13 protein-coding genes are annotated in these 19,190 nt (G+C 70.0%); 8 read left to right on the top strand and 5 right to left on the bottom strand.

Annotation, left to right across the window (positions count from 1 at the left end):
* The first annotated feature begins 34 nt into the window (after positions 1 to 34).
* The 4 genes from JOD46_RS13480 to JOD46_RS13465 all read left to right on the top strand — a co-directional run bounded on the left by JOD46_RS13480 (position 35) and on the right by JOD46_RS13465 (position 5,199).
* On the top strand, positions 35 to 1,510 hold the full coding sequence (locus JOD46_RS13480; RefSeq protein ID WP_204395041.1) for a C-glycoside deglycosidase beta subunit domain-containing protein: 1,476 nt from the start codon (positions 35 to 37) through the stop codon (positions 1,508 to 1,510).
* Positions 1,511 to 1,611: 101 nt separating this feature from the next.
* Positions 1,612 to 2,541, top strand: coding sequence for an alpha/beta hydrolase (locus JOD46_RS13475; protein WP_307835036.1), 930 nt, complete (start codon positions 1,612 to 1,614; stop codon positions 2,539 to 2,541).
* Between the two features lie 131 nt (positions 2,542 to 2,672).
* Positions 2,673 to 3,719 (top strand): GDSL-type esterase/lipase family protein, encoded by a 1,047-nt coding sequence (locus JOD46_RS13470; RefSeq protein WP_204395040.1) that lies wholly within the window; start codon positions 2,673 to 2,675, stop codon positions 3,717 to 3,719.
* A complete protein-coding gene (locus JOD46_RS13465) occupies positions 3,712 to 5,199 on the top strand; it encodes a family 43 glycosylhydrolase (protein WP_239562759.1) in 1,488 nt (495 codons plus the stop codon). The genes JOD46_RS13470 and JOD46_RS13465 overlap by 8 nt, the downstream gene beginning before the upstream one ends.
* Here JOD46_RS13465 and JOD46_RS13460 read toward each other — a convergent pair.
* The 5 genes from JOD46_RS13460 to JOD46_RS13440 form a co-directional block, all read right to left on the bottom strand.
* The gene (locus JOD46_RS13460; protein WP_204395039.1) at positions 5,180 to 6,631 is read right to left on the bottom strand and encodes a GH39 family glycosyl hydrolase; all 1,452 of its coding nucleotides are present in this window, start codon (positions 6,629 to 6,631) and stop codon (positions 5,180 to 5,182) included. The two genes, JOD46_RS13465 and JOD46_RS13460, sit on opposite strands and share 20 nt — an antisense overlap.
* 9 nt (positions 6,632 to 6,640) lie before the next feature.
* Positions 6,641 to 7,804 (bottom strand): FAD-dependent monooxygenase, encoded by a 1,164-nt coding sequence (locus tag JOD46_RS13455; protein WP_204395038.1) that lies wholly within the window; start codon positions 7,802 to 7,804, stop codon positions 6,641 to 6,643.
* 40 nt (positions 7,805 to 7,844) lie between these two features.
* Positions 7,845 to 10,010 (bottom strand): glycoside hydrolase family 3 N-terminal domain-containing protein, encoded by a 2,166-nt coding sequence (locus JOD46_RS13450; protein WP_307835035.1) that lies wholly within the window; start codon positions 10,008 to 10,010, stop codon positions 7,845 to 7,847.
* Positions 10,011 to 10,109: 99 nt separating this feature from the next.
* Entirely contained in the window at positions 10,110 to 11,258 is a 1,149-nt protein-coding gene (locus JOD46_RS13445) for an ABC transporter substrate-binding protein (RefSeq protein WP_239562757.1), read from the bottom strand.
* A 296-nt stretch (positions 11,259 to 11,554) separates the two neighbouring features.
* Complete coding sequence (locus tag JOD46_RS13440) at positions 11,555 to 14,752, bottom strand: glycosyl hydrolase (protein WP_307835034.1); 3,198 nt, start codon at positions 14,750 to 14,752, stop codon at positions 11,555 to 11,557.
* A 161-nt stretch (positions 14,753 to 14,913) separates the two neighbouring features.
* Between JOD46_RS13440 and JOD46_RS13435 the strand changes: the two genes are divergently transcribed.
* The 4 genes from JOD46_RS13435 (at position 14,914) to carA (ending at position 19,150) form a co-directional block, all read left to right on the top strand.
* A complete protein-coding gene (locus JOD46_RS13435; protein ID WP_307835033.1) occupies positions 14,914 to 15,876 on the top strand; it encodes a carbohydrate ABC transporter permease in 963 nt (320 codons plus the stop codon).
* Between the two features lie 28 nt (positions 15,877 to 15,904).
* Complete coding sequence (locus tag JOD46_RS13430; protein ID WP_239562755.1) at positions 15,905 to 16,714, top strand: carbohydrate ABC transporter permease; 810 nt, start codon at positions 15,905 to 15,907, stop codon at positions 16,712 to 16,714.
* Positions 16,715 to 16,817: 103 nt separating this feature from the next.
* Positions 16,818 to 17,612 (top strand): TIM barrel protein, encoded by a 795-nt coding sequence (locus JOD46_RS13425; protein ID WP_204395033.1) that lies wholly within the window; start codon positions 16,818 to 16,820, stop codon positions 17,610 to 17,612.
* On the top strand, positions 17,609 to 19,150 hold the full coding sequence (gene carA / locus JOD46_RS13420; RefSeq protein WP_204395032.1) for a c-glycoside 3-oxidase CarA: 1,542 nt from the start codon (positions 17,609 to 17,611) through the stop codon (positions 19,148 to 19,150). The genes JOD46_RS13425 and carA overlap by 4 nt, the downstream gene beginning before the upstream one ends.
* Positions 19,151 to 19,190: the final 40 nt, after the last annotated feature.

Below are 19,190 nucleotides of genomic sequence, written 5' to 3'. Positions count from 1 at the left end.
CGCTGACGGCACCACCCAGGACAGGACACGGACCATGCCGAACGGACTCATCCAGGCCGACAGCCTGCGCACCCACCCCGATGGCCTCGCGCTTTCGCTCACGCTGCCGTGGTACCGAAGCCTCTGGCTCTCGTCGGTCTCGACGCTGCGCCTCACGATCGACGGCGAGGAGGTGCCCCAGGGCGACCTCGCGTTCGAGCTCGGCGGCGTGCGCTACGCGCTCGATGAACTGCCGAAGCAGAGCGACGTGCTCTGGTTCCTGCAGGCGCACCCGCTGCTCATCGCGACGCGTGAGCAGCCCGTCACGCTCGGCGAGACCCACGACGTCGAGATCTTCGGCGAGCTGCGCCTGCCGTACATGCAGATCGTGCCCGGCGCCGACGGCGGGCCCGGCATGTACGTGCCGAACGTGGTGCGCCAGTCGCTCGCCCTCACGGTCACCGACCACGACGCGCCCGCCCCGGCGCTGGTGACGGATGTCGCGCCGCCGCCGCCCGCGACGGACGCCGACCCGTTCAAGCTGGGTCTCACGCTCTACTCCGCGAGCGCGGAGTTCCGTGCGGGCTGGTACGACTTCGACGGCCTGCTCGACCGCGTGGCCGAACTCGGCATCGGCCCGGGCATCGAGATCGTGGCATCCCAGGTGCTGCCGACCTACCCGGTCGTCTCCGACGGGTTCGTGCGCACCTGGCGCGACGCGTTCGACCGGCATGGGTTCGACGCGAGCTCGTTCGGCGCGAACCTCGACATGGGGCGCCGCCGCGACCGCGACATGACGCCCGACGAGGAGTTCGCGTTCAGCGAGACGCAGTTCCGCGGTGCGGCGAAGCTCGGCTTCCCGCTCGTGCGCATCCAGTCGGCCAAGCCCGAGCTGCTGCGTCGGCTGCTGCCCGTGGCCGAGGAACTGAACCTCAAGCTGGGCTACGAGATCCACGCGCCGCTCGGGCCGAACGCCGACCCGATGCTGAAGGTCCGCGAGACCTACGCCGAGCTCGACTCGCCGCTGCTCGGCTTCGTCGCCGACTTCTCGTCGACCATGCACGCGATGTCGCCCACGCTGCTGCGCGCGGTGCGCCGCGCGGGCCTCGACGACGAGGCGGTCGACCGGCTGCAGGCGATCTGGGCGACCGACGCACCGATGCGCGAGCGCCAGGAGGAGTTCATCGGCTACCTGCGCGGCCGCGACTTCGACCCGGGGCGCCTCGGCTCGTTCGCGCACCTCGCGTTCAACATGCACGGCCATGTGGATCCGCGCGAGTGGGCCGACATCATGCCGCAGATCCTGCACGTGCACGCGAAGTTCTACGACATCGACGACGACGGCCAGGAGCCCGCGATCGACTACCCCGAGCTCGTGCGCGTCTTCGTCGAGGGCGGCTACCGCGGCTACTGGTCGAGCGAGTGGGAGGGCCACGCGTTCGCCGAGCTCGGCGAGGTTGACCCGCTCCTGCTCGTGCGTCGCCAGCACGACCTCATCCGGTCGGCCATGCGGGAGGTGCAGCCGGCATGAGCGACGCGAAACTGCGAGAACGCCATCGAGTCGTCGTGGCGGCATTCCTCGCGGCGTACCTCACGAGGCGCGAGGAACGACTCGCATGAAGGGAAGCGTCCGTGGCTGATCCGGACGCGACGACCGTGCCGGACTTCCGGCGCATGCCGCTCGCGGAGGCGGTGCGCTGGCTCGCCGAGAACGGCGAGCCCGAAGACCCGCGCCCCGACATCGACACGGCGTCGCTCACGCGCCGCTTCCCGCGCCTCGCGCACGTGGAGATCGCCGACCTCCGCATCGACGGACCGCGCGGACGCCGCGTTCCAGCACGGCGGTATCGGGATGCCTCGGCCGGGGCATCCGGTCGGGCCCTGGTGTGGGTGCACGGCGGCGCCTTCATCGGCGGGCACCTCGACATGCCCGAGTCGCACTGGGTCGCCCTCGAGCTGGCGTCGCGCGGCATCCCCGTGCTCGCCCTCGACTACGTCAAGTGCCTGGGCGAGACGCATTTCCCCGAACCGTCGGACGAGGTGCTCGCGGGATGGCGGCACGCGGTCGCGCACTCCCAGGAGCTGTTCGGCGTCCCGGCGAGCGAAATCCTGCTCGGCGGCGCGAGCGCGGGTGGCAACCTCACTGCCGGGGCGACCGCGCGGCTGCGGGATGGCGGAGAGGAAGTGCCCGCAGGCCTGGTGCTCGTCTACCCCGTCGTGCACCCCAACGGTCCCGAGGCGTCCGCCGTGGTCGATCCGGACTCGCCGCACGGCGCTCTCTCCCTGAACTTCGTCGGCAGCGTCGCAGCGCTCGCCGACCCGCACGCCTTCGCAGCGCTCGGACCCGCCCGAGGCTTCCCGCCGACGCTCGTCATCGTGTGCGAGAAGGACGGCCTGCGCCCATCGGGTGAGGCGTTCGCGCGACAGCTCGAGGAAGCGGGGGTCGAGGTGACGCTGCACCTGGAGCTCGGCGCCGACCACGGACACATCAACGAGCCGGCAGACCCGACCGCGCTGCCCACGGTCGAGGCGATCGCTCGGTGGACGAGAGGAACGCGGTGAATCAGGAGACGGCCGACCTCCTCCGGTCGAGCCTGCGCGGGACCGTCGACGCGAAGGTCACCGAGGCGGGGCTCACTCCCGTGCGGTTGCCGTCGCGGGCACTGGCCCAGTCCGACTCGGACTGGATGCGGATGGCGGCGGAGCAGGCATCCGGCGTGCGCTGCGAATTCCGGACGGCGGCGACGTGGATCGAGCTCACGGTGGAGACGACCGGTCTGCGTCTGCCCTGGCTTCCCGACGAAGTGCGGTGGGCGGTCTTCTCCGCGACGATCGACGGCGTGCCGATCGGCGATGCGCGCGTGAGCGGTGGATCGGAACTTCATCTCGGCGAGCCGACCGGACCTCGATTCGTGAAGGGCCGGCCGACCGTCGTGCAGTTCGAGCTCGGGGGAACGGGCGTCGAGGAGCGCCGGGTGGTCGTCTGGTTGCCGCAGACCGAGACCGTCGAGCTCCAGGACGTGCGCGCCGACGCGCCGCTGCGGCCCGCCGAGCCTTCGGGCCGGCCGCGGTGGTGGCATCACGGCAGCTCGATCAGCCACTGCATCGAGGCGGACACGCCGCTCGGCGTGTGGCCCGTCGTAGCGGCCGATCAGCTCGGGCTGGATGTCACGAACCTCGGGTTCGCCGCGAACGCACACCTGGATCAGTACACCGCACGAGCGATGCGCGATTCCGGTGCTGACCTGTTCAGCCTCAAGGCCGGCATCAACATCGTCGGCGCCGACACCATGAAACGGCGGACGTTCGTCCCCGCCGTGCACGGGTTCCTCGACACGATCCGCGACGGCGCTCCGACCGCTCCGATCCTCGTGATCTCGCCGATCATCTGCCCGATGCACGAGGACACACCGGGGCCGACGGTGACCGATCCCGAAACCGGCGAGCGGCGCGGGACGCCGATGCTGACACCCGACCCGTTCGATCCGCCCCTCACCCTCCGCGCGGTGCGCGAGATCCTGGAAGGGATCGTCCAGCAGCGCGCCCCGGAGGATCCGGCGCTGTTCTACCTGGACGGGCTGGAGCTCTTCGGGGCGCACGACCTCGACGAGTTGCCCGATGGCCTGCACCCGAGCCCTGCCGGATATCTGCGGATGGCGGAGCGGTTCGCCGCGTCGCCCGTCGTGTCCGAGTGGATGGCGGCAGCACGCCGTGCCCGGGGAGCATCGAGAAATGACTGAGCGCATGACCTTCCGAAACCCCGTGCTCGGCGGCGACCGGCCCGACCCCGCCGTCATCAAGGTCGATGACGAATACTGGATGACGTACTCGTCGTTCGAGTCGTCGCCCGGGCTGCTCCTGTATCGATCGCGCGATCTCGTGAACTGGACGTGCGCGGGATCTGCCCTCGATGAGCCGATCGGCAGCACGTTCGCCGTCGACATCGCCGAGCACGGAGGACGCTTCTTCATCTACATCCCCTTCATCCCTGCGCCGTGGTCGACGCTCACGGCGCCGGCGATCTTCGTGATCCACGCCGATTCGATGGAGGGCCCCTGGTCCGAGCCCGTCGACCTCGGCATCCGCGGCGCGATCGACCCGGGCCACGCCGTGGGAGAGGACGGCAAGCGGTACCTCTTCGTCAACGGCATCCGTCGCATCGGGTTGACCGACGACGGCCTCGCGACCGACGGGGAGCTCGAGCACGTGTACGACGGCTGGCGCTACCCCGACGAGTGGATCACCGAGGCGTATGCGCTCGAGGGGCCGAAGCTCTTCCGGAACAACGGGTGGCTCTATCTCGTGAGTGCCGTGGGAGGCACAGCGGGGCCTGCGACCGGCCACATGGTCATCGCCGCTCGCTCCCGGTCGGTGCACGGCCCGTGGGAGAACAGCCCGCACAACCCGGTGACCCGCACGACGGATGCCGCCGAGCGGTGGTGGTCGCGCGGGCACGCGACGCTGGTCCGAGGGACAGGCGAGGGCGACTGGTGGATGGTCTCGCATGGATACGAGAACGGCTACCGATCCCTCGGCCGGCAGATCCTCCTCGAGCCCGTGAGCTGGACGGACGACGGGTGGCCCCTCGGCGCGACCGACATCGGCGGCGAGCTCGCGGCCCCGGTCGGCGCCGCGCCGCAGCGACCGGCTGCCCCGTTCCACGACGACTTCCAGACCCTCCGGCTGGGGGAGCGGTGGACGTTCCACGCGCCCTCGCCCGGCGAGGTCGAGCGGCTTCGCGTCGACGGTGACGGCCTCGTGCTCGCGGGGAAGGGTACGTCCCCGGGCGACACGTCGCCGCTTGCGGTCATCGCGGATCAGCACGCCTACGAGGTCGAGGTCGACGTCGAACTGTCCGGCGGCGATGCCGAAGGCGGTCTGCTCCTCTACTTCAACAATCGGCTCTTCTGCGGCATGGGCATCGATGGCGAGCGGATGCTGAGCTACGCGGGCGGACACGTCACGCACTGGCGGGAGCCCGCCCCCGCGGTCCGCCGGCTGCAGCTGCGGCTGCAGAACGACCGGCACATCGTGACCGCGTGGTACCGGGAACCGCGCGGTGAGTGGACGCGACACGCGATCCGCTACGAGACCTCGGGCTACCACGTCAACACGATGGGCGACCTGCAGAGCCTGCGGCCGGCCCTCTACGCCGCCGGAGCGGGCTCGGTCCGCTTCCGCGACTTCCGGTACCGCCCGGTCAACGCTCCTGAAGGCTGAGCTCGACCAGCAGCACGGATTGCGGCTCGATCTCGACATCCAGGTCGAGCGATCCGGATTCGGAGACGTGCTCGTGGCGCGCCCCTCCGCGCGGACCGTGCAGCGACTGCACCTGGATCGACACGTCTCGGCCACTCCACGGAAGGTTGACGAGCGCGATGCGCGCCGAATCGACTCCCGCGGACGCGAGCGCGTCGCGCTGCGGAGGCAGGCGGAGTCCCAGCTCGATCCGTTCGGAGCCGATCGGGATGCGGAACACGAACTCGTCGCTCGCTCTCGGGGCGAGCGCGGACTCGGGCGCCTCGAAGTTCGAGACGAGGATGCGAACCACGTCGCCGTCACGGCCGGCGAGGGCGGCGAAGCCCGCCTGGTCTCCGCCCGACACCCCGAGCCGCTCACCGGTCATCGCGCGGCCGATCAGCGAGAAGGCCACGGCGCGCTCGTCAGGCGACCCATCACGTCCGTGGACGCCCGCCGGATCGACGAAGCCGTAGTGCGGATCCTTTCCGCTGTCGGCGCGGAAGAAGATCGCGTAGTCCAGGGGGGTGTCCTGCAGGTAGACCATGGATGCCGCTTGGAACGCCGCCTTCTCGGCCGCAGGAGCGTCGTTGGCGGGGATCCCCAGATAGTTCCAGTAGGACAGCATCAGCTTGGTGTCCGGGAAGCCGGAGGCATCCAGCAGCGCACGCAACTCCGTCGCGAGGAACCGGAAGTCCATGGGGTCGCGTGTGGCATCGGTGAACCACAGGAACGAGAAGAAATCCAGCGGCAGCTCTCGCTCGTGCACGAACGAGAGGAACCCCTCGCGGTAGTCCGCGTCGGCGTTGAGGGGGAACGCGAGCGAAGGACCCCCGACGATCAGCGTGTCATCGACCCGCTTGACCGCCGCGCAGAACTCCGCATACATGTCGAAGAACTCCTCGGGTCGCCCGACGAAGTGCAGTGGCCCCAGATCGGGTTGGTCCCCGAACTCGAACATGCGGATCGGCTTGGCAGGACCGTCCGCCCAGCCTTCGGCGTAGTGGCGCACGACGTGCTCGACGACGATGCCGTACTTCGCGAGGTCGATCGCGGGGAGCTTGTTCTGCGGGATGGAGCTCGCGAAGGTGAAGAGGACGTCGGCGCCGACCGAGTGCACGGCCTCCACCCACGCGTCCGTCGCCGCGAAGTTGTAGCTGGCCGGATCGGCAGGGTCGGCATCCCAGTCGGGGAAGAGGCTCGCGGGATTGTCGCGGGTGTCGAGTCGAGACACCCAGTCATACGAGCGCACGAGCCTCACGCCGGCATCACGCCACAGCGGCGTCATGTCGGGGAATCCCGGGTGCCCGGGCGCGGATCCGGGGATTCCGGCCGCGCCCTTGTGCGACTTCCACGCGCGCACATCGCTCGCGTCGACCTCCAGTACGCGCATCTCCTGCTTCGACGTCTGCACTCCGACTCCTCAGTAGGGCTGCGCCAGCAGCCGATTGGCGTACTCGTTCGCGAGGGGCTCTTGGGTCCGCAAGAACTCCAGGCGCCGTTGCAGGGCTTCCGGCGACACGGAATCGAACTCCTGGTACATCGTCTCCTGCGACCGCTCGTGCACGGCCCGCACTCGGGGCAGACGTCGCGCCATGAACGACAGCTGCGCATCCACCAGCGATTGGTCCTTCGCGAGCTCGTGGGCGAGGACGATGCCGTCCTCGATGCTCATCGCCGCGCCGGACCCGAGGTACGGCGTCATGGCGTGTGTCGCGTCGCCCATGATCATGATGCGCCCACGGAACCAGGGGTAGGGCACCCAGGTGATCGAGTAGGGCGTGTAGGCGACCGAGGTCGACTCCCGGAGGTGCTCGAGCGAGTCGGCCATGAAGTCGGAATCGCCCATGAGCGCGCGAGCCCGCTCGTACATGATCTGCCCCATCTTCGACGGGTCGTGACGCGGACGCCCTTCCTCGGCGACGGTCAGCACCGCGTACATGATCTCGCTGGACAGCGGAGTGAGGACGAGCTTCCCCCCGGCACCCTGGATGAAGATGTTGCCCGTCATGCCCGGCGCGACCGGAAGAGCAGAGCGCCACGCGACGCCGCCCACGGGGGTCGGGTCGTACTGCGCACCGAAGTACTCCCGGCGGATCTGGGAGTTGATCCCGTCGAATCCGATGACGAGGTCGTACTCCTCCGTCTCGCCGCTGCTCAAGGTGACGGTGACGCGGTCGGCGTCCTGCTGCATGGCGGCGACCGTCGTCCCCATGCGGATGACGCAGCCGACCTCGAGCGCCCGAGCTGTCGCGGCATCGAGGAAGTCGAGTCGGGGCATGCTCAGGACTCCGGGCAGGCCCTCCTCGAAGATGCCGTACTTCAGGGTGCAGAGATGCCGGCCCTGCGGGTCCACATAGTTCACGCCCGTGGACTCACTGCCGATCTGGATGCACGCGTCGAGCAGGCCGACCTCGCGGACGGCGCGCAAGCCGTTCCCTCTCAGGCCGAATCCCACACCCGGGACGCTGTTGTCCTCCTTGATCTCGATGACGTCGACCTTCGCTCCGATCTGCGCGAGCGCGATCGCGGCGACCAACCCGCCGAGTCCGGCTCCCACCACGAGGATCTTGCGTGGTTCTCCCATCACTGCTCCTTTCCGAGCACGAATTGCGTTGAATCGCCGGTCATCGGACCCAGAGGTCGATGGGCTGGGTCGTGGCCAGGGTCGCTCCGATGTGGAGCCGGAAGAGTCCCGGTTCGACCGTGAATGCCGGCTGGGCGGCATCCGTCGCCCAGAACCCGAGCTGATCGACCCCGATGTCGAATGAGAACGCCGCCGTCTCGCTCGGGGCCAGCGTGCGGCGCTCGAACGCGACGAGGCGGCGGACCGGCGGTGCGACGCTGGCCACGAGGTCTTCGACGTACACCTGCACCACCTCGTCTCCCGTGCGTCCCGACGTGTTCGTGACCTGGATGGAGACGGTCACGGTGGCGCCGGCGTCCAGGTCGGCGAGCGCGACCTGCTCGGCCGACACGGTCGGCTCGCCGTGTGCGAACGCCGCGTAACTCCCGCCGTGACCGAACGAGAACTGCGGTCCCAGGTCGAGGTCGAGGTACTTCGACGTGTACTTGTCCTGCAGGTTGTCGGGCCCGTGGAGTCCCACGTCGGCTTCGTCGACGGTGAGGGTGCCGCCCGTCGTGGCCGGGCGTCCCGTGTTCTCGTGGGCGTAGTGGATGGGGATCTGCCCGACCGATCGCGGCCACGACATCGGCAGGCGCCCCGCCGGGTCCTCGTCGCCGAGGAGCACGTCGACGATCCCGGCGGGCGCCTCGGTCCCACCGTGCCATGCGGCGAGCACCGCGGGCGCGTGGTCGATCCAGTCCGCGACGACGAGAGGACGGCCAGACTCGAGCACGACGACGAACGGCGTGCCGGTGCCGGCGACGGCCCGAATGAGTTCCTCCTGCCGGCCCGGGAGGCGGAGATCACTGCGCGACGCCGCCTCGCCGGAGAGCGCGCTCGGCTCGCCCGCGCAGATCACCACGACGTCGGCTGATCGAGCTGCGCTGACGACCGCGGCGATGCCCGACGCGTCGTCCGAGAGGAAGCCCACGCCGGGAATGACCTCGAGCGTGGCCTCGGCCAGGCGCAGGCGCAGCTCGTCGGCGATGGTGCCCGCTCGGGCGCCGAAGTGCTGCGTCCACGCGCCGAGGTGGTCGGTGGAGTCGGCGTACGGACCGGTCAGGAGCACTCGCCGTGGGGAGGCGAGGGGGAGGGTGCCGTCGTTGCGAAGCAGGACGCATGCGCGCGCGGCGGCGCGGCGCACGAGCCGCCGACCGTCTGCGGTCGGCTCGGTGATCTCGGCGCCTTCGTCGACATAGGGATCGTCGAACAGTCCGAGGCGCTCCTTGAGTGCCAGGACTCGCGCGACGGCGTCGTCGAGCCGAGCGCCGTCGATGAGGGAGCGTTCTGCGTCGGAGAGGGCTGCGGGCACGCCGCCCATCTCGAGGTCGAGTCCCGCCTCGTAGGCGAGGCGCACGGCGTCAGCCTCGTCGGCGGCGACGCGATGCGGAAGGAGGTTGCGCACTCCGTCGGCATCGCCGACGACGATTCCGGCGAAGCCCCATTCATTCTTCAGCACACCGGTCAGCAGGCGTCGATTGAGGTGCATCGGGACGCCGGCCACGGTGTTGAAGGCCGCCATGACGGCGGTGACGCCCTCGTCGACCGCGGCGCGGAACGGCTCGAGGAAGACGTTGCGCAGCTGGTGCTCCGACACATCCACGCCGTCGTAGTCGCGACCGCCCTGGGGCGCGCCGTACGCGACGTAGTGCTTGGCGGTCGACGCGACCGAACCGGGCGAGGCGAGACCGTCGCGCTGGTAGCCCCGCACCATCGCCCGAACCATCGAGTTCGTCAGGTGGACATCCTCCCCGAAGCCCTCCACGACGCGTCCCCACCGGGGATCGCGCGAGATGTCGGCCATGGGCGAGAAGGTCCAGGTCACCCCGCCGGAGCGAGCCTCGGCCGCCGCGAGCGCGGCGAGCTCCTGCACGAGAACCGGGTCGAAACCCGCTGCCTGCGCGAGCGGAACGGGTGAGATCGTCCTCTGCCCGTGGATCACGTCGAGTCCCACGAGAACGGGGATGCCGAGGCGCGTCTCCTCGACGGCGACGCGCTGCAACTCGTTGGTCGCGGCGGCCGACCGTGGCCAGAAGATCGAGCCGACTCCGGCGCGCACGATCTCCGCGGCGTCGTGGGGCTCGGGGCGGAAGACGATCTGCAGCTGGCCGAGCTTCTCGGCCGGATTCATGCGCTCGATGAGTCCGCAGATGCGGTCAGTCGACACGGCGGTTCCTTCGGTCGTCGATGTGGCGTGGGACCGGGAGGCGGCAGATGCCGCCCGAGACCGAGGTCCCGGGCGGCATCTCCCAGCACGATCCTCGAATCAGCTGTCCCAGGCGGCGTCCATCTCCTGGAGCACCTGGTCGACCGTCTTCTGACCGGTCAGGAGGCCCTGCACGCCGGTGCCGAGCGCGTCGTACACGGCCGGGTTCGGCCAGGTCGCGTTGGGCAGACCCGCGTAGTCGCCGTTCTCGAGCAGGTCGCCGATCGGCTGGTACTCCGCAAGGAGGCTGTCAGCGGTGGCGCCGGTGATCGGCACCAGACCGGCGAGGTCGGCGTAGGCCTTCGACTGCTCGGGCTGGGCGACCCAGTCCAGGAACTCCTGGGCGGACTTCTTGGCGCCGTCGCTGGCCTTGGCGTTGATGCCGTACGCGTAGTTCGCCGAGGCGAGCGTGTAGGCCTCGCCGCCGTCGGCGGGCGGGAATGCCTGGACGTTCAGTTCGATGCCCGCGCCGCCGCCGATCGACGCCGCCGCCGAACCGGGAACTGCCGCCGACAGCGACGTCTGCTGGGCCATGCCCTGCGTGATCGTGTCGAAGGTGCCACCCTCGACGCCGTCCTGGAAGCAGCCGCCGTCCTTCATCGCGACGATGTCGTTGAGCACGTCCTCCCAGCCGCTTCCGGCGAAGGTGACGTCGCCCGCGGCGCGCTGCTCGTTCCAGTCGGGGTCCTCCGCGTAGACGCGAGTCGCCGAGACGAGCATCGACAGCAGGCCCGTGTTGAACGGCACGCCGCCGGCGAGGACGGTGAAGGTCTTGCCGCCATCGCGGGCGGTCGTGCACGCCGCGAGCAGGTCCTCGTACGTCGACGGGTATTCGTCGATGCCGACCTCCTCGCCCAGTGCCGGGTTGTAGACCAGACCCACCGGAGCGAGTGCCGTCGGCTGGGCGTAGACCTCGTCGTCGACGGTGTACTCCGCCTCCGAGCCGGCCGGGATGATGCCGGCCGAGGTCTCGTCGAGCGGCTCGAGGAAGCCGGCCTCGGCCAGGTTCACGACCGAGATGGGCTGGCCGGTGCCCGGGGCGAGGATCATCATGTCGGCCGCGTTGCCCGCCTGCAGCTGCGTCGTGACCTGGGTGTTGTACGCCTCGGAGGGGTAGGGGATGACCTCGACGGGGATGCCGGTCTCCTTCGACCACTTGTCGACCGTCTGGGCGTAGGTGTCGTCCTGGTCGTTCGCCTGGGCGACCATGATGCTGAATCCCTCGCCGGCGGCGTCGCCGCCCGAGCTGCCGCCGTCGGCGCCCCCAGCGGAGCAACCGGCGAGGACGAGGACTCCGACGACCGGCGCTGCGAGAAGTGACCACCGTAGACGCGGGGAGGCTGTGTGCTGTGGCATTTCGACCCTTTCGTGACTTCGTTGTCGCCAGCTCGGGATGCTGGCTCGGCCCCTGGCCGCACGCTCAGCCTGACACACATTCGCACGATTCCGACATTAGTGTTGATTATACGGTGCAATAGCCGGGTCGATCTGCGGTTCCGATCAGGTCATGCGCACGGTTCGACGACGAGCGCGACCGGTCCGCCCAGTCCCGCGGGGACCGGCTCCGCAGCCGGCTCGAAGACCTCGGTCATGGGTGAGAAGATCTCTCCGGAGGGGGCGGATGCCTCGGCGATGAGGCGATTGCGCCACGGCGTCGCGACCTCGACCTCCAGGTCGTTGCTCCCGGTGACCACCGCATGCGTGACCTCGACCCGGAACGGAGCGGTCCAGGCGATGCCGCAGTCGACGCCGTTCACCCGTACCCGGGCGATGTCGCCGACGCGCCCGAGTTCGAGCCAGAGGCGCCCGGCGGTGGGTTCGCCCGTGTGCGTGAACCGGGTGCGGTAGACCGCCATACCCGAGAACTCCCGTTCCGCAGCACCGAGCTCCGTCCACAGCGCCGGGCCGTCCGGCACCTCGCGCGGTGGGCGACCGGGGAGATCGAGCGTCCACCGTCCGGCGATCCGTCGGGGAGGGAGCGCCTCGCCCCTGCGGCGCTGCGCGGGCGCGGGCACGACGAACACCGAGCCGAACGGCGGCAGGACGAGCTCGAACTCGCGCCCGTCGTCGTCGTCGCGTCGCACGTCGAGCTCGACGCTGTGCAGCTCGACGGGATCCCACGCGCTCAGCGCATCCACGGCGGCCGGCACGTGCACCGTGACGTCGACCTCCTCGTCCGTCGGGTTGGCGAGGAATGTGACCCGTCGGCCGCCGATGATCCGCGCGATGGTCCGCAGCGACGCTCCGGAGACCCGCAGATCGGGTCGGATGCCCAGCTCGCGGAGGGCGGCGCGCAGGTCGGTCGTCGGGACGACCCGGCCACGGGCGCGCAGGGGTCCCCAGATCTCGGCGCAGAGCCGCGCGAACTCGAGGTCGTCGTCGCCGAGCGACGGCGAACCCTGCGGCCGGGCCCCCACGACCGTCGCGCCCGCCTCCAGCAGCGCGGCGATGCGGCGGAGCGTCGGGACCGTGAGCCGGCGGCTCGAACCGCCGAGGAAGAGCAGTCGGTACCGAGCGCCCTCCGAGACCAATTCGCCGTCGACGGCCCGAAGCGTCGCGAGGCCGTCGGGGCCCACGTAGTCGAAGTCGAAGCCCTCGGGCACAGCCGTGTCGAGGACCGCGTCGAAGAGCCCCGTGACCGGCGCTTCCTCGCCGGTGAAGACGGCGATGTCCACCGCGGGCTCACCCGCCGACAGCACCGCCGAGCAGCGCGCGAGGTAGTCGATCCACGGCCGTGCCATCCCCGACCAGGTCTCGTTCACCGTGAAGGCCTGGCCCAGGAACGGCGCGAGGGCGACGCCGGGCGGCGGCGCGGCGAGGGGCTGGTGGGGCGACGTGTGGATGCAGAAGCGCGTCACGCCGAGTGCGAGCTGGAGATCGGCGACGTGCTTGAGGCTTCGCGGCGACGACGTCCACGGGCGGTCGAAGCTCGTGAAGGCCTCCGCGCCCGTCCAGCGCTTGCCGTGCACGTGGGCGACGGAGGCCGCGCCCTTGAGGTCGGCGACATAGGTCGGCCTGGGGCCCGCGCCGGGGTCGAAGGTCCACATGGCGCCCATCGGCACGTCGGCGTGCGAGCGCATCGCGAGGTCGTCGCCGAGCTGCGGTCGGCCGTCCTCGAGCGCCTCGGCGTAGTACGTCATGCCGCGGGCGTGCGCCTCCGCGGCGAGGGTGCCGTAGTACTCGGTGGCGAGCAGCTCGGCGAGCGTGCGACGGTAGTCGTAGAGGAAGCGGTCCGACGCGCGCGAGTCGCCGACGAGGTAGCCCGCGAGCGCGGGCAGCCACGGCGTCGGGTCGTAGCCGCGAAGCTCGCGGAACCTCTCGTCGATGCGGTCGGTCCAGTTCTGCGCGCCGGCCTCGATGCTGTCGCTGAGCAGCGCGTCGAATCGGCCGGGCGCGAAGCGCGCGAGATGCGTCTCGAGGTACTCGGAGATGCGGCCGCCGTCGAGCTTGTCCACCTCGAGCCCGGTCGCGTCGGGCAGGGCCGGTCCGTTCGTCTGACCGGTGAGGGACGCTCCGAGGCGCAGGACGTGCCACCGCCCGGGCGGCGCGTCCCAGGTCAGGCGGCCGTCGACCACGTGCCCGGTCAGGTCGAGCACGTCCGCCACGGGGATCGACCCCGCGTCCGCGCCGGGGTCGGTGTCGACGGCGTAGTAGTCCGGCACGACGCCGAAGCCCGCCTTGGCCTCGGCGCGGTGCACCCGGCCGGCCGCGCGGAGCGCGAACTCCGAGACGTGGAACTCGTCGCTGCGGCGCAGCACCGGCGGCAGCCGCACGCCGCCCGCGACGGGTGGCAGCGCCTCGGCCGCGCTCGCACCCGACAACACGAGACGGAACCGCCGCGCCGTCACCGGCGGGAAGGCGACCGTCCGTGCGGGGACGGTCGAGGCGGGAAGCTCCGCGACGTCGCGGTAGTGCACGCCGTCGTCGCTCGCCTGGAGGACGCCGTGCGCGGGTGGTGCCGCGCCGAACCCGCCCGGTCCGGGGAGCCCGACGGTGACGGAGCGCACGGTGACCGGTTCGTCGAACTCCTGCTCGAGCCACGAGGACGACCATGCGTCGGGGTCGCGCGAGAGCGTCAGCGCCTCGCCGACCCAGCCGTCGAGGAGCAGGGACGTGTCGGAGAGGGCTTCCCCGCTGCGTATCCGAGCGGGCCGCAGCGTCTCGTGGGCGGAGTCGGCGGGGAACGCGACGACGCGCCAGTCGACGGCGAACGGCGCCCGGGCGGGCGATCCCCATCGCGACGCGTCCTGGAAGGGGCCTGCGACGTCCGGCAGCGCGGGCAGCTCCAGTACGCACCGCCGGCCGCCGTCGACGACCGTCTCGGACCAGACGAGCTTCTTCATGGCATCCCGGGGCTCGACCCAGGGGCCGCCGGAAGCGCTCCATCCCGACGACGTCGCGACGGTGAGCTCGAGGCCCAGGCCGGCGGCCGTGGACGAAGCGGTCCGGACGGCCTCGGCCCAGTCATCGGTTCCCGGCCGCACCGGCTTCGGGACGACGAGCGGCACGCCCATCCCGCCGTCGAAGAGCTGGACACCGCGCACGCCCACGCCGTGCAGCCAGGTCAGGTCGCGCACGATGCCGGCGGGATCGATGTTGCCGTCCATCCAGTGCCACCACGCGCGCGGGCGCGCATCGTCGGGTGGCTCGATGAACGCCGCCCAGAGGTCGGCGAGCGGATCCGGCGCGCACGGCTCTGTCACGGTCCTCATCCTCGCAGCCACGAGCGGGCGGAAAAGTCCGAGCCACTTATATCCGACATTGGTAGGACTAATGTGTGCTTTCGACCCAAGTGTGTGAGAGTGGCAGTGGGCGTCACCGGGACGGGTGGCGCATGACGACGAGGTCAGAGAGCAGACAGCACGTGACGATCGAGAAAGACGCGACGCGCACCCTGACGGTGCCTCCCGACGCGAGGCGGACACCACGGCCCTACGACCGCACGCGCAAGCCCCTGATCAGCTACGGCCACTGGTGGTGGGCGCTGCCCGCCATCGTGCTCGTGATCGGCGTGCACTACGTCGCGAACCTGACCGGCGGCTTCTTCGCCTTCACGAACTGGACCGGCCTGGGCGACTGGGACTTCATCGGGCTCGACAACTTCGTGCGCATCTTCAGCGATCCGACGCTCCTCGGCTCGGTGTGGAACACGCTCTTCCTGGCCTTCGGCTCGGTCATCCTCACGAACATCCTGGGCCTCGGATATGCGCTCGCGATCAACCGCACGCTCAAGACCCGCTACATCCTGCGGACGCTCCTGTTCATGCCGGTGGTGCTCAGCCCGCTCGCGGTGGCCTACGTGTGGAAGTTCATCTTCCAGTTCAACGGCCCGCTCAACGGCGTCCTCTCCGCGATCGGGCTGGAGTCATTGCAGAAGGTCTGGCTCGCCGACCCGACCTGGTCGATCTGGGCGATCCTGCTCACGGTCGTGTGGCAGCAGACCGGGTTCGTCATGGTCATCTACCTCGCAGGTCTCGCCTCGGTGCCGGTGGAGCTCGAGGAGGCCGCCGCGCTCGACGGTGCCGGCATCTTCAAGCGTTTCTGGCACGTCACGGTTCCCGGCATCCGCCCGTCGATCGCGATCGCGACGACTCTGGGCATCATCCAGGGCCTGCGCATCTTCGACCAGATCCTCGCCCTCACCGGCGGCGGTCCGGCCGGTGCCACCGAGACGCTCGCGACCCAGGTCTACAAGCAGGCGTTCTCGCTCGGCCAGTTCGGATTCGGGTCGGCCCTCGCGCTCGTGCTGACCGTCCTGATCCTCATCTTCGCCATCCTCCAGCAGTACGCGACGCGCGACCGCGACGCCGTCGGACGAAAGGCCTGACATGTTCCGGTACACCAGACTCACCGCCTTGCGCGAAGTCCTCATCTGGATCGTCACGCTCGTCGGGCTCCTGCCCTTCTACTTCCTCATCGCGACGGCCTTCAAGACCGACCAGGAGACGCTGACGACCAGCGCCATCGCTCCGCCTCAGTCGCTCGACTTCTCGGCGTTCGTGTCCGTGCTCACGGCAACGGGTCGCAACAGCATCCCGATGAGCATCCTCAACAGCGTGATCATCACCGCGGGGGCCATCGCGGGGCTCGTGCTCTTGGGCTCGGTCGCGGCCTATGTCATCACGCGGCGCACGCGCACATGGACCAACCTCACGTTCTACCTCGTCCTCATCGCGATCATCCTGCCGGCCCAGCTCGGAACGGTTCCGCTGTACATCGGGGCGCGGTCGGTCGGTCTCACGGGCAACGCGATCGGCATGATCCTCCTGTGGATCGGCATCCTGCTCCCGCTGTCGGTCTTCCTCTACGCGAGCTTCTTCCGCGGCCTCACCACCGAGTACGAGGAGGCTGCGGTCATCGACGGTGCCACTCCGACGCAGGCCTTCTTCCGCGTCGTCCTACCCCTCATGGCCCCCGCCACCGGCACGGTCGCGATCCTCGCCGGGCTCATCGTGTGGAACGACTTCTTCAACTCGCTGATCTTCCTCGGGGGGTCGACCACGCAGACGCTGCCCGTCGCGATGTACACGTACGTCGGCGGCCTCGTGTCGGCGTGGAACAAGATCTTCGCGGTCGTGATCATCTCGATGATCCCGATCCTGCTGTTCTACATGTTCGCGCAGAAGAGATTCATCCAGGGCTTCGCGGGCGGCCTCAAGGGCTGATCCGCCGAGCCATCGATTCGGGGGCGACCGGATCGTCGAGCGGCGCGCAGGACCGCGCACCGCACGTCGCCCACTCCCACCTCTACGTCGATTCGGAGATCCCATGTACCAACTCGCACCCAACATCGAACTGCTCTTCACCGAAGCCGGCGACTACCACGACCGCGTGCGCGCCGCCGCGGCGGCGGGTTTCGACGCCGTGGAGATGTGGGGCCCGACCGGGGCGGACGCTCCGTCCCAGCCCAAGGACATCCCCGCGCTGAAGGCCGCCCTCGAAGAGACCGGCACCCAGCTCACGGCTCAACTCTCGGAGCCGCGCACGCAGTTCATGATCCCGCCGTGGGACCACTCGGAGTTCTTCCGCAAGCTCGACGAAGGCGTCGCGATCGCGCAGGAGCTCGGCTGCCCCCGCATCGTCGTGGGAAGCGGCACGGGCTTCGGAGGGTGGAAGCGCCAGGTGCAGCTCGACAAGCTCATCGAGATCTACCGGAAGGCGGCGGCCCAGATCGACGGCTCGGGGATCACCCTCGTGCTCGAGCCGGTGAACGTGCGCGTCGACCACCCCGGCTCGCTCCTGGACCGCACTGCCGAGGGCGTCTACATCGCCAGGGGAGTGGACTCCCCGTTCTTCGGCGTGCTCTACGACATCTACCACTCGGCCGTCGAGGGCGAGGACATGGCAGCTGAGCTCGCGAACGCCGGAGAACTCATCAAGTACGTGCAGCTCGCGGATGCGCCCGGCCGCGGCGAGCCCGGTTCGGGGTCGCTGGACTGGGCCGAGCGCCTCGGCATCCTGCGCGCGTCGGGCTACGACGGACCGATCGGCCTGGAGTACTACCCGACGGTCGAGTCCGTGGCATCGGTGGCGATCATTCGCGAACTGGCGGCGTCGGCATGACCAGGTACCCGGCATCGGCAGACGTCGTCATCGTCGGGAGCGGCCCGACCGGTGCCGCGTACGCGCGCATCCTGAGCGAGCAGGCGCGCGGCGCGACGATCGCGATGTTCGAGGTCGGCCCGACCGTCTCCGATCCGCCTGGGGCCCATGTCAAGAACATCGAGGATCCCGCCGCCCGTGAGGAGGCGCAGCGCCGCTCGCAGGGGCCGGCGGCCGACGAGGCCACCGTGCGTGGCCCTGGCTCGGTGACCGACGGCATGCGCCGCGCGCGACCGGGCACCTATCTTCTCCCCGATGGCTATCGGCTCGAGGGGGAGGACGGCCTTCCGGTGGTCGCCTTCTCGAGCAATGTCGGCGGCATGGCGGCCCACTGGACGGGCGCGTGCCCGCGTCCGGGAGGGAGCGAGCGCATCGCCTTCCTCCCCGACCTCGACGAGCTCCTCGGAGAGGCGGATCGCCTTCTCGGAGTGACGACGGACGCCTTCGACCGTGCGCCCTTCACCGCACTCGTGCGAGAGCGGCTCGCGGCAGCGGTCGACGAGGGACGCGAGGAGTGGGCGCGTGTGCAGCGCATGCCGCTCGCCGTGCACCGCCGCGACGACGGGCGCTTGGTGTGGTCGGGATCGGACATCGTGCTCGGAGAGGTCACGCGCGACAACCCGGACTTCACCCTCTTCGACGAGTCGTTGGTCACGACGGTGCTCCGGGAGGACGGTCGCGCCGTGGGCGTGACGGTGCGCGACCTGCGCACCGGCGAGGAGCACGAGGTCCGGGCGCGGTTCGTCGTCGTCGCGGCCGACGCGCTGCGCACGCCGCAGCTGCTGTGGGCTTCCGGCATCCGCCCCGAGGCGCTGGGTCGCACGCTCAACGACCAGGCGCAGGTGGTCTACGCCGCCCGCATCACGGACGCCGCCGCGGTCGCCGCCCGCGGCGGCGGATCGCTCGGCACCGACGAAGTGATCGACGGCCCGCTCAGCGAGCAGAGCGGTGTGAGCTGGGTGCCGTTCACCGACGACATGCCGTTCCACGGGCAGATCATGCAACTCGATGCCTCGCCGGTGCCGCTCGCGGACGACGATCCGGTCGTTCCAGGCTCGATCGTCGGTCTCGGATTGTTCTGCGCGAAGGATCTGCAGTGGGACGACCGGGTCGAGTTCTCGAGCGACCGCGTCGACAGCTACGGCATGCCGGCGATGACGATCCACTATCGCCTCACCGATCGCGACCATGCCGTGCTCGATCGTGCGCGTGAGGAGATCGTCGCGCTCGCGAACGCGGTCGGAGCGCCGATCGGCGACCGGCCGTTCACGATGCCGCTGGGCGCGTCGCTGCACTACCAGGGCACCACCCGGATGGGCGAGACAGACGACGGGGCATCGGTGTGCGACCCGGACAGTCAGGTGTGGGGCGTCCCCGGCCTCTTCGTCGCGGGCAACGGGGTGATTCCCACGGCCACGGCGTGCAACCCGACGGTCACGTCGGTGGCACTCGCCGTCCGCGGAGCGCGCCGGATCACCCGCGCGCTTGCTTCTGTCTAATTCAGACATTAGAGTGTAGAAACATAGACAAAGTAGTCAG

This window comes from Agromyces aurantiacus (assembly GCF_016907355.1).
In the GTDB taxonomy this organism is placed as follows: Bacteria; Actinomycetota; Actinomycetes; order Actinomycetales; family Microbacteriaceae; genus Agromyces; species Agromyces aurantiacus.
The sequence above is the reverse complement of the archived record's forward strand: the minus strand, read 5'-3'. Positions and strand labels throughout refer to the sequence as shown.